General features: G+C 39.7%; 11 protein-coding genes. 7 read left to right on the top strand and 4 right to left on the bottom strand.

From position 1 onward, the window contains the following. Window positions 1–2: 2 nt before the first annotated feature. A complete protein-coding gene (locus J4N25_RS06790) occupies window positions 3–2480 on the bottom strand; it encodes a TonB-dependent receptor (protein ID WP_207421385.1) in 2478 nt (825 codons plus the stop codon). Here J4N25_RS06790 and J4N25_RS06795 point away from each other — a divergent pair. From J4N25_RS06795 to J4N25_RS06815, 5 genes are all read left to right on the top strand, one after another. Then, the gene (locus tag J4N25_RS06795; protein ID WP_207421386.1) at window positions 2479–3477 is read left to right on the top strand and encodes a helix-turn-helix transcriptional regulator; all 999 of its coding nucleotides are present in this window, start codon (window positions 2479–2481) and stop codon (window positions 3475–3477) included. The genes J4N25_RS06790 and J4N25_RS06795 overlap by 2 nt on opposite strands. A gap of 60 nt (window positions 3478–3537) precedes the next feature. After that, complete coding sequence (locus J4N25_RS06800; RefSeq protein ID WP_207421387.1) at window positions 3538–4035, top strand: GNAT family N-acetyltransferase; 498 nt, start codon at window positions 3538–3540, stop codon at window positions 4033–4035. 64 nt (window positions 4036–4099) lie between these two features. Next, window positions 4100–4882 (top strand): helix-turn-helix transcriptional regulator, encoded by a 783-nt coding sequence (locus tag J4N25_RS06805; RefSeq protein ID WP_207421388.1) that lies wholly within the window; start codon window positions 4100–4102, stop codon window positions 4880–4882. A gap of 84 nt (window positions 4883–4966) precedes the next feature. Then, on the top strand, window positions 4967–5797 hold the full coding sequence (locus tag J4N25_RS06810; RefSeq protein WP_207421389.1) for an NmrA family NAD(P)-binding protein: 831 nt from the start codon (window positions 4967–4969) through the stop codon (window positions 5795–5797). A gap of 87 nt (window positions 5798–5884) precedes the next feature. Then, window positions 5885–6124 (top strand): hypothetical protein, encoded by a 240-nt coding sequence (locus J4N25_RS06815; protein WP_207421390.1) that lies wholly within the window; start codon window positions 5885–5887, stop codon window positions 6122–6124. 106 nt (window positions 6125–6230) lie between these two features. Here the strand turns inward: J4N25_RS06815 and J4N25_RS06820 are convergent, their stop codons facing one another. Both J4N25_RS06820 and J4N25_RS06825 read right to left on the bottom strand, forming a co-directional pair. After that, the gene (locus J4N25_RS06820; protein ID WP_207421391.1) at window positions 6231–6920 is read right to left on the bottom strand and encodes a Crp/Fnr family transcriptional regulator; all 690 of its coding nucleotides are present in this window, start codon (window positions 6918–6920) and stop codon (window positions 6231–6233) included. A 33-nt stretch (window positions 6921–6953) separates the two neighbouring features. Then, window positions 6954–7535: an HPP family protein gene (locus J4N25_RS06825; RefSeq protein ID WP_207421392.1), complete on the bottom strand. Its 582-nt coding sequence runs from the start codon at window positions 7533–7535 to the stop codon at window positions 6954–6956. A 327-nt stretch (window positions 7536–7862) separates the two neighbouring features. On the opposite strand from J4N25_RS06825, the gene J4N25_RS06830 reads away from it, so the two are divergent. After that, window positions 7863–10094 carry a response regulator gene (locus J4N25_RS06830; protein ID WP_207421393.1) on the top strand — a complete coding sequence of 744 codons (2232 nt, stop codon included), beginning with the start codon at window positions 7863–7865 and terminating at the stop codon, window positions 10092–10094. Here J4N25_RS06830 and J4N25_RS06835 read toward each other — a convergent pair. After that, window positions 10091–10663 carry a TMEM175 family protein gene (locus J4N25_RS06835; protein ID WP_242695789.1) on the bottom strand — a complete coding sequence of 191 codons (573 nt, stop codon included), beginning with the start codon at window positions 10661–10663 and terminating at the stop codon, window positions 10091–10093. The two genes, J4N25_RS06830 and J4N25_RS06835, sit on opposite strands and share 4 nt — an antisense overlap. A 185-nt stretch (window positions 10664–10848) precedes the next feature. Between J4N25_RS06835 and J4N25_RS06840 the strand changes: the two genes are divergently transcribed. Further along, window positions 10849–12183, top strand: a complete 1335-nt coding sequence (locus J4N25_RS06840; RefSeq protein ID WP_207421394.1) for an ATP-binding protein — start codon at window positions 10849–10851, stop codon at window positions 12181–12183. Window positions 12184–12185: the final 2 nt, after the last annotated feature.

The raw sequence follows: 12185 nt of genomic DNA on the forward strand, positions 1-12185 counted from the left end.
TGTTATTTGTTGAAATTATTGATATTATAGTTTAATTTAATGTAGAATGCTCTTCCCGGCTTTTGAACCCCGAAGTTGTCATAAACCTCTGCATTCAAAATATTTTTACAGTCGAGACTGGCTACCATTCGTCCTTTTGGAAAACGGTAACTCGCTCCTATGTCATTAGCAAATTGAGTAGGTGTGGTAAACCATTCAGATTCCATCCAGATAGTACTAAAGGGAGCTACATAACCTGCATTATAATACACGTTCAAGGCAGAACGCTTTTGAAAAACATTATTAAAGCGATATTGCAGGTTACCGTTTATTGTAAAAAACGGTTCGTTGGGGACCTGTCTATTGTATAAGCTGTGTGGATTACCTCTTTCATCCCGCTCTACTTTAAATAGTGAGTTGAATTTCGAGAAGTTAAGCATGGCATTCAACCTATTGTTGTAGATATAGTTAACCTCTGCTTCGAAACCTACTGACTGAGTTTGAGAAAGATTGACAAATTGGGTGACTTGTATATCCTCCACTTGATTTTCCCGTCCTTCCATAACAACATCAGTCCGCGTCTGCTGTATGATTTTATCGTATCCGTTTCTCCAAAAGGCATTTCCATAGAGACTTATCTTGTGCTTTGCCGCTTGAGTAATACTATAACGTGCTCCCAAATTGTAATTTACAGCCATCTCGGGCATAATACCTGGGTTAGGTAGCAAGTTGTTCTCCGGTTCGCCATAGATGTGACGGTCAGTTGGCATGATAAAGGATTTCTCGGCTGATACAATAATAAATGCATTGCGAATAGGCTCATACGATACTGTTCCTCCATAACCTTTGTTATCTCTTTTTGTAGAGTTTTGCTGATAGGCAAGAATACCATTCGTTTCGCTGACAGGTATCCTTTGATCGGTCTGATAAATGGCGTATTTACCAAAGACATTAGTGCGTAATTTGCCTTTAAAAATTTCCGACTCGTAGTTCATTGCCCAGATATTCGTGGTCAGGTCATTTTTGGTCATCCATTTGTTTCTTTCAGGAATTAGTAAATCTTGATCATTCCTTCCAGACTTTTCAAACTTGTGGTTTACTGACAGGCGATGTCCTGAAAAGATAGCATAGGAAAGGTTAGACCGGATATTGGAGATGCTACGATCAATATTACTCATCACAGATTCATTCTGTTGTCCCATTCCTGGAGCATGAGGATAAGGTTTTATTTCACCAGCTGTATTAGGAGGAGCAAGCAAGAGCTCAAGCCTATAATTTTGGGATGCATCCCTGCTCCAATTGTACTTCTGGCTTACCGTATCTTCTAAATAGGTACTTCGCATGCTATGGACAGCATTTACATTTAATGAAAGTCCATTCAAAAGCAGATCTTTTTTATTGTAATTCAAACTCAGTACATGCGCCTGATATTCATTGAACCTTCCATAATATGGCTTCGTCATTGTAAGCCCATGAGGAATTTCTTTATAGGAATCGGAAATGTTGTATCCCACGAAGAACTGGTCGGCCCATTTAACATCTGTAAAACCAAATTCAAATCTTCCGCCAATACTTGTAAATTGATCATTAGGGCGACGGGTTCTATTATACCTGATCACCCGGCTTCCACTTAAAGTGTACTTAGAAAACTTGCCCCACATTTCGTAATTGTTGTCAGAATGGCTGTAAAAGCCCGAAGCACGGGTTGTGAAACCATTTTTGTGGTTACGATAAAGAGCACCAAGATCGGCTCTATAAGTATTGAACGATCCGTAGGAAACAGCTGCTGTAAGGTTGTTAGCCGAAGCATCCTTCTTCATGATAACGTTAATAGCTCCGCCAATATAATTTCCGCTTAAATGAGCTGGTAATACTCCCTTATAAACCTCGATGCGCTCTATCATGGACGGAGGAATATTATTAAGATTGAAGGAAGATCCGTAGGTCGATATCTCAATACCATCGATAAATAAACCGATGGTGCTACCAGACATTCCATTGAGGTTATATTCAATAGGCGACCCTTCACCTCCGTTTTGCCTTACCCTAACTCCTACTGACCTGTCAAGAAGCTCATTTGTTGTCAAATTCCTTAGCGAAGCTTCCTTTGTTTCGATCACTCCAACAGCAAATCCTGATGTTTCAAGCTTTCTTTTCTCAGTTTTATGGGTAATACTCACTTCCTTTAGGCTTCTTGCCGAAGCACTGGTAACCGTTGCATTATGCGTAGTTGACGGCCTACTAACCTTTATATCTACTGTATAAAGTTTCGTTTCTATTGAGCTTATCTTCAGGGTGTAATTACCGAATGGAACGTTCTTAAAATGATAGGCACCCTCTTCGTTTGTGGCAACGGAAATATTTATTGGCTTAATTTGTACTGTAGCACCTACCACAACCTTGCCTTCTGAATCGCTAACCCGGCCTGAAAGACTACCGGTTTGCGCCGAAACAACAGAGCTAACAAAGAGAATGAAAAAGGTAAGTAAAGTGTTTCTCATGAAAAATAGTGAATTCCTTGCTTCTTCTTTAGAAATAGTCTTAATAACATTAACTTTGGCGCAAAGATATATTTCAGATATGACGCCAAAGGGAGAAATATTAACGCAACAGGGAGTAAATTCAAATGAAGTATTTAGCTTTCAGAAAAACATTACCCCTGGTTTTTCCAACCCAATTGGACCAGAAGGCGAATCTGAAAGGGGTTCCTTACAGATGATCTTTGTTTTAAAAGGTACTTTAAAGGGTTTTGTTCCTGTCTCGAAAAAAGCAGTATTGCTAATTAATAACAACCAGCATAACCTTATACTGAAGAGCCGAGAACTACAATGGCAAGCGGAAAAGGGAGAACGGGATATCATTTGTTTGAGCATTAATTTTGATTTTTTGTCGGGGTACCTTCCACAAGACCATCGAGGATTACTAAACTTGATTAATGGCCTTGAAAAGAAAGAAATTGCTTTATTTTCTGCTCAACACCTGTATATAAGTCCCGAGATTATTTCTATACTTAATACCTTAAAATCGTCCACTCATACAGGTTATTGTGAACGGTTATTCCTAGAATCGAAAGTACTTGAATTACTTATGCTTCAATCATCACAAGTGGAGCAGCTGTCTGAGAACTTTGACGAGCTTAAAGATGAAGAAATGATCAAAATGCAGGAGGTGAAAAGAATTATTACTGAAAATATTACTACCCAGTATACACTTCGTCAGCTGGCTCATATGGTAGGAACTAACGAATTTAATTTGAAACGCAATTTTAAAGTAGCGTTTGGCGTAACAGTTTATGGTTACCTTACCCAACATAAAATGGAGCTCGCCAGATCTATACTTCTGGAGCAGAATATTACAATCGCTGACCTTGCCGAAAAAACGGGCTACAAGTATGCGACGCACTTTAGCAGCGCCTTTAAAAGATATTTCGGGTATCTGCCTAATATGTTAAGGAATACAAAGAATCCTAGCCATAGCACAAAAAGCTCCCGGCCGTAACAAGGGCAGCTCCTTTAGCAAACGTCACAGTTCCAAATTACAATATCCACAAATTTTAATATGCAGATTACTTCACCAAATTCTCGTTCCAGATTCTCTACAAAACGCGGCACTATAGAGGACATGCCTTTGCTACAAGAGCTATATGTCGATACAATAAAGGACGTTTGCAAGAATGAATATAGCGAAGAGCAAAGATTAGCATGGGCAAAAGGGGTAGAAAATAATGAAAGATGGAACAGAGTGTTTGAAGAGCAATTTGTGATCCTGGCTATGGACAACAACTTGGTTGCTGGCTTTGCTTCACTTGATAAGGGAGTTTATATTGACATGTTCTATGTCCACAAGGATTTCCAAAGACAGGGAGTTGCTTCCTTCCTTTATTCAATAATTGAACAGCAAGCGCTTGCTATGGGAACAAAAAGACTGACTGCTGATATTAGTAAAACAGCCAAACCGTTTTTTGAACTGAAAGGCTTTAAAATAGATACCGAACAAACCTTCCCTATCAGAGGTGTAATGATATCTAACTTTAGAATGTCGAAAGTAATAGGTTAAGGCTTTTTGAGAAGGTACCAGCAATTAAAAGAATAATTAACTTGCAGCTGGAAAGACATTACCAATGGAAACTACACACTTTACCGTACCTGATGCTTTACAGGCTTATGTGAAAGATATTCTGGTAATAGAAAATTCTGTTCCCGACAGAGTAGATTCTATCCCTTTTTACGCTGATGGTTTTCCTGGCATCCTGTATCACAATTCAAAATCTGCTCCGATCCTGTTACCTCGTGCTAAGCCTCTAACCGAATTGTTTCTTTACGGACAAACGATTAAACCAATTATAATCAAATTCCACGCTCCTTATAAAGTAGTCCTGGTTGAGCTTTTGCCCTTTGCAGTAAAAATGATCTTCGATGTAAACCCGCGAGAGCTAAATGACGATTGCTACAATTTTCTGGCGGGGGAGAAGCAAGATGACGTAGCTCTAAAGCGTCAACTTGCTGATACGGAAGGCACTGAACAACAAATAGCTCTCCTTTCCTCTTATCTTGAAACTCAGGTTGCAAATCGTTCCTTTACTCCTCACCAAAAAATCAAACTTGCTTCTGAAATTATTATCTCAAGCAAAGGTGGTATAACCGTAACGCGTTTAGCTGAACAACTTAAGTTTAGTGAAAGAAGTTTGCAAAGGCTTTTTAAGGAATATGTAGGGGTAAGTCCTAAACAATTCGCTAAAATAATCCAATTCCAGGCCTCCTTGAATGACATGTTTGATCCAGGAATAAATAAGCTGACAGAGTTAGTTTATGAAAACGGTTTTGCCGACCAGTCGCACTTCATTCGCGATTTTAAAAGGTATGCTGGTACGAAGCCTTCGTGGCATAAAAAGAAAAGCATCTGAAAAATAAATAACCTTTGTCGGGTTTATTCTATTTGGCCTGCCTTCCTCCGCCTAGTTTTGAATTAAAATTAAAACGAAAAGCTTATGAGCAAACTACTGGTATTAGGCGCCACAGGTAAGACCGGAAGGCGAGTTAAAGAGAGATTAGAAAAACTAGATCTGGATGTACGCTCAGGTTCAAGACAAGCTGAAATCCCCTTTGACTGGGATGATTCAACAACATGGGCAAAAGCGCTTGAGAACGTCAAGAAAGTATACGTCACTTTTCAGCCAGATCTGGCGGTGCCAGGAGCTCGCCAAATCCTAGCCAACTTTACTGCGGAAGTACGGAAGGCAGGAGTTCAAAAACTTGTGCTGCTATCGGGAAGAGGTGAAAAAGAAGCTGAATTGTGTGAGCAGGAGGTGATCCAGTCGGGCATTGACTATAGCATTGTACGTGCCAGCTGGTTTATGCAAAATTTCAGTGAGAGCTTTTTTAACGAAGGAATCTTGAAGGGTGAGTTGATCGTCCCGGAAGTCAAAGCCCTGGAACCTTTTATAGATGCTGATGATATTGCTGATGTAGTAGTAGAATGTCTTTTAAACGATAGTCATCAAAATAAAATTTATTCAATTACAGGTCCCGAGTTGCTTTCTTTTGAACAATGTACTACAATTATTTCCGAGCAATTGGGGAGAGAGATCGCTTTTACGGAAGTCCCTCTAAGCCATTATACCTCTGCCATGGAGCAGCAGGGATTACCGAAAGAACTAGTATGGTTGATAGACTACTTATTCAGAGAAGTATTGGATGGCCGGAACGAATCTCTTACGACGGATCTTGAAAGAATATTAGGACGAAAAGCCCGAACTTTCAGAGAATTTGCGATGCTAACTGCCGCTTCAGAAACATGGATTAATACAGTGACTGCATAACCCCCACTCCTCCTCCCGCCGGCTTCTTTGAACATGTAATACAGAAAACGTTTTACAACAAATAAGCTGGTTGGAGGTTGTTTAATAATGATCTCTAGAGAAGAAACATTTACCATCTGGGCAGAACTGGAAGGCAGGGATAGAAAGAACTACTTGGTACAACCAACTGAGGTAGAAGGAGAACGTGTTTTTAAGATCCTGACAGAATCAGAGACCTTGGGGGTAATTCACAAGACATTTGAAGATACTTGGGAATGCCTTACTGGGAACTTCACGTTACAGGATTCGGAGCGCCTGGGAGACGAAATTGATAACTATCAACATTAAGAATTCGATTATTCTTCAAATACATAGATCAATTCACCTTCATAATAACCTACGTTATTGAAACGAGCGTTTAAACTTTAATTCAGTTTTCCTGAGCAGGCATTCTTTATCCCCGGGCAATAATTTCCAACAGCAAGGCTTCATTCTGAATAGTAAAGCTCTTTCCGTAAAACTCTACTATTTTATTACTGCTTAGTTCGGTGACGACCTTGAAGAAGGTTTCGTAAGAAGCTCCAGCATAAGCAGCAATATCCTGTTTATTTATATCGAGATTGATTGAACCGTCAGTACGAAGGCCAAATTGGTTCTTCATGCTGATAAAGGCTTTGGCGATACGGGCTTTAACAGACATATGAGCAAGATCCCTCATGCTTTTATGGGATTCCTGAAGATCGGTTGCCATAAGACGGACCAGCGCTACAGTAAACTTGGAATTGACATTTAGGGTATTTTCAAGGAACTGAAGATCCAGGAAGCAAACAACGGAAGGCTGCAAAGCGGTTGTGGTGACCGGATATGTTGGATCAAGACCTAATCCCAGGTACCCAATAACGTCGCCAGGCTTAGAAAAGCGTATGATAAGCTCTTTCTCGCTATCCCAGCGCTTATGGACTTTGATCGTACCTTTATTTACAAAATAGATTCCTATCACCGGATCACCTTCTTTAAATACTTGCTGGCCCTTCTTAAGCTCGATATTCCGCTTACGAGCTTCGATTGCCGGCAACCAGTCGGGAAGCACCAGCTGACACAGAAAGCAACTCTTCAAGTCGCATTTATTTTTACATTCCTTCATGGCTTGTGTAGCCAAATATACAATATGACATGGCTATCTTACATACCTACGCCACACCTTATACCAATTTTTATTATGCGGATAGCTCCGGTGTCTAGTTCTGTTATTGACAAAAATGGCTACCATTAACAATATAAGTGCTCCAGTGAAAACGGGACTTAGAACATATAAATAGCCAAGAGACTTGATCTTTTCCGTTCCTATTGTTGCGATTAGCGCTGTAGCTCCTCCTGGTGGGTGCAGTGTTTTAGTGATCTGCATAGCAACGATTGCTAACGACACGGCCAGCGCTGGAGCGAACCAGCCTGAATAAGGAAAAATTTTACAAATAGTTACTCCAATAAAAGCAGAAATAAGATGGCCGCCAAGAAGGTTTCTTGGTTGCGCTAGCGGACTGTTAATTATTCCGTAAATGAGCACAGAGGAGGCTCCAAAAGAACCAATGAGGAAAAGGTTATCCAGCGAGCCTAAATATTGCTGATGTATGAGCCCTATTAGGCCGATACCTGAAAAAGCTCCAAGAAAGGTCCAGAAATGCTCTCTTAAGTCAACAAGTGTTTCTTTATATATGATGTATTTAGCAGCTCGCACGTGTCGTCTTATTTTCTTCTTCATCTATATCTCTATAAAGGCTTAATTAGCGTTAGCATAAAGGATTGCAAAAAAAAGAATAAAAGATTGCATAAACAACTTTTATCAGCCAAGATCACAACAAACCACTCAAAATACCTGTAAAAAGCAATGTTCAAAAATCAAAAATACTAGACAAATGCTAACTTAAATTGATATGAATTATGATTGGGTGGGCAGCAACAGCTTATACTTAAAGAACTTGTTTTAGCATTAATGGTACATTTATTGAATTGCGGGCTTTAACCCTCGATAAACTGAAACATAGGTAGGGTTAAATCGTATATTACCTTTAAAGCAATTGAAAATTGGATGAAGCTTGTTTCTGGATTTAAATTATTATGTCAGCTTGGAGTTGAGAAAGAACAAGAAGAATGGTTGCAGCAGAAGTTAAGGTTAACAAATGAAACTTCATTAATAACGATATTCCTTAATATTCCTTACTTTATCGTTAACTGTCTCTATTTTCCTTCCTTAACGATTTATTCCGTCGGTGTATTTATAGCATTGTTCTTGAGTTTTGCGTTAAATTATTTTAAATATATTAACCTATCGAGGTTTATCCTGTCGATCAATGTGCCGGTTTTCCTTACCTTATACCATGCTTCGCTCCTGAATCCCGGAGAAGATCTTATTCCTGGTCTTTACCAGTTACAGTTAAGTATGTTGGTTTTCCCGCTACTTGTTTTCGGGTTTAAAGAGAGAGGCTGGATTATAATAACGCTCCTGATTAATAGCTGCATTGCGTTTAGCTATCCGTTTCTTGAATCGTTGTCCATTGGAGTTAACAATAGCTTTTTAAGAGAAGGTATAGGGGGAGTTCTGACTACCGGCGTTGCAATCATTGCGTTGTTCGTGATCGTTGTTCTTAACTCGAGGATTAATGAGAAGTATTTGAGAAAAAACCAATTGATGTTAGCTGAAATTGAGAGACAACAGGTACTTACACTGAAGGCTTTGGATGAATCTGAACAGGCTAAGCAGGAAGCAGTGGTAGCTAATCAGGCAAAAAGTTCCTTTCTTGCTACCATGAGTCATGAAATCCGTACGCCAATGAACGGAGTGATCGGAATGGCGGGACTTCTGGCATCCACACCAATTAATGCAGAACAAAAAGAATATCTTGACATCATAAAAACTAGTGGGCAGTCGCTACTTGATTTAATTAATGACATTTTGGATTACTCGAAGATCGAGTCGGGAAATCTGGAAATGGAACGACAGGAATTCGATATCAGACAATGCGTAGAAAACGTAATCGATATTTTTTCTGAGAAAGCGGGAAGCCAAAAAATTGATCTTGTATACGATATTGACCCGCAGATTCCCACTGTTGTTCTTGGAGATAGTCACCGACTATCCCAGGTTTTGATCAATTTGATCAATAATGCACTTAAGTTCACTTCGAGCGGTGAAGTATTTGCGAAGCTAAATTGCAGAAGATGCACTGAAAGAGAGACAGAAATTGAATTCGTAGTTAGTGACTCAGGCATCGGAATTCCTGAAGAGAAGCTCGAAAGGCTTTTCAAGCCTTTTTCTCAGATCGACTCTTCTACGACTAGAAAATATGGAGGAACAGGCTTGGGTCTGGTTATTTGTCAGAAGCTTGTTAACCTAATGGGCGGAAATATTGAGGTGAAAAGCAAGCTGGGAAAAGGTTCTGCTTTCTCATTCTCTCTCACGTTTGAAAGCAGACCAGATGGAGAAATTTCAAATGAGCCATTAAAGTGGTACAATGAGAAAGTGCTGTTGGTGGATGATAACGACCTTAGCCGTAATACTGTTAAAACCTGGTTAAAGCGGTGGGGATTAGCAGTGCTAGATGCTCCATCTGGAAAGCAGGCGCTGGAAATACTTCTGGAGCGTAGAGATATTAGTCTGATCATTACCGATAAATTAATGCCAGAAATGAATGGTATTGAACTGGCAATGGAGATAAAGAAGATATTACCCTCGATACCTATTCTTCTGATGGCAAGAATGGGGAATGAAGCATTTTCAAAGTACCCTCAACTTTTTTCCAAGCAAATAACGAAACCTGTTAAGGAGAAAAGCCTGTTCAAAATTCTCTATGATGAATTAAGTTCGGCTGAACCGAAGCCTGTGTCAATGAAGAAGGTTTCGGCACATGCACTATCAGAAGATTTTGCCAAGCTATATCCCCTTACCATTCTTCTTGCGGAAGATAACTTGATTAATCAGAAGCTTGCTACCAGGGTTCTGAACAAATTAGGATATGAAATAGACCTGGCAAATAATGGAGTTGAAGCCGTTGCCGCCGTACAGAAAAAAACTTATGATCTGGTGTTGATGGACGTTCAAATGCCAGACATGGATGGCTTGGAGGCAACCCGGAGCATTCGCTCAGGGTCATCTGCTCAGCCTGAAATAGTAGCCATGACAGCTAATGCTATGCCTGGAGACAAGGAGGCTTGCTTTGAGGCTGGAATGAATAACTATATCTCCAAACCAATTAATACCGCAGAACTGATTGAAGTGTTGCAGAATAGAGCATCGAAACTTCTTGCTTCCCGCAATGCTTAACCTGCAGTTTCAATTCTTCTATCAGGAATTAGCCAAACTGCGGCTACCAGAAAGTAAAGTACCAAACCTAACCATGAACTTATAAAAGAAACCCCAATTGCCAGGGCATATGCTGCTATTGATCCCCATCCCTTTAGGTCCTTTCCAATAGTTTTACTTAATACTGATTCATTTCCGTGGTGCCTGATCAACACTTGTGCAAGGATCTTGTAGGAAAGGGAGTTGAGAACCAGAATAATGCCGTAAAAAACTACTGGCCACTTAGAAAAATGGTTTTCTCCCATCCATCCGGTAACGAAGGGAATAAGTGAGATCCAGAACAGCAAATTCAAATTTGCCCAAAGTATCTTTCCATTTACCGATTGAGCAGTATGGATTAAATGGTGATGATTTGTCCAGTAAATTCCGACATAAAGGAAGCTGAGCACGTAGCTGATAAAGACAGGGATAAGAGGCTTCAGGGCATCTATGGTATCTATATGGGGAATCTTTATTTCAAGTACCATTATCGTAATGATAATTGCAATTACTCCATCGCTGAAAGCTTCAAGGCGTGTTTTAGTGATCATAGCAAATATTCTTTGTTTTCTATACCAGCAAAAGTATGAGCGGGGCGAAAGCTTCGCATTATCAGAGGATAAGAAATGCTCTTAACTTAGGATATTAATTTTTCTTAAATTTACCGAGGTAATTTTTAAAGTTCCTGCGCTGTTTGAAAATCTATAAAACGTTTCGGGGTTTATTTATAAAAGGGATGCCATTTTTACTACTGGCACTAACAATGGTGTTGCAGATAGTTCTGATGAAAGAATATCTCTTCAACTCTTTCAATACTCCTTTTATTTTGGTAATTGTTTTCACAGCCTGCTATTACAGCTTTCAGTATTCATTGTCCGTTCTCGCACTCAGTATTATTTTAAACTGGTATTTCCTGCAGGAACCTTATAATAGCTTTGCTATTAAAACCATAAACGCCTTCGAAGTTCTTCTTTTTGCCATTACCAGCGGTGTCATTATCTATATTATTAACAATTTTAAATTAAGACAGAAAACCGACACCGTTAACCAGAAACGGTATGAACTTGCGTTAAAGAGGGCGTCGGATGGTATCCTGATGAGTGACGGAAATTCGAAGTTTGTTTTTGCGTCCAACTCTGTCCATGATATCCTGGGTTTTACCCCTGAGCAGTATCTTGAGATCAACCCATGGACATTGATCCATCCAGATGACTTGAAACTATTGAAAAATGAAGTTGAGGATTTTAAAAAACTGCCCGGCTCAACCTTTGACTTTTGTTACCGGCATAAGCATAAGAACGATTCATGGGTTTGGGTAGAAGGCAGTTTAACCAATCTCCTTTTCGAACCTTCTGTAAATGCGATTTTCTGCAACTTTCGAAATATCAATGATAAAAAGGCAGCGGAACAGCAAAAGAATGATTTTATAAACTTTGCTGCTCACGAATTCAAGAGTCCTCTAAGCATTATCCGTGGTTATGTCCAATTGTTAATAAAAAAAGCAGAAAAGGATGGACGAAACACGAAGGAGCTTCAAAGTATAGATGCCCAAGTTTATAAGCTCACTAACATCGTTAAAAACTACCTTGACCTCACATCGATCGAAAATTCCAAGGATAAAAGTGTTTTTACCGAACTGAATTTAACCGCCCTTGCCTCTGAACTTCTTTCGTCCCTCTCCACCGTCCATAGCAGCCATATTTTTTATACTGCTGTAGCCCCGGAAATTAGGGTGAAGGGCGATCAGGAAAAACTAGGACAAGTTATTACAAATTACATCACTAACGCAATTAAATACTCTCCAAATGCGAATAAAATTGAGGTATTCCTTGATGTGACAAACAGCCAGGCGCATTTCAGAGTTAAAGACTTTGGTGTTGGGATACCGGAAAAGTACCAGGACAAAATCTTCACAAAATATTACAGAGTGAAGGAAAATGACAAAGTGGAAGGCACAGGCATTGGTTTGTTCCTTTCTTCCCAAATTATAAAAATGCACAATGGCGAATTTGGCTTCTCCAGTAAGCCGAATGAAGGATCCGAATTTTGGTTTAAGTTGGAGCTGGCCTAGCG

It is taken from the genome of Desertivirga brevis (assembly GCF_017355835.1).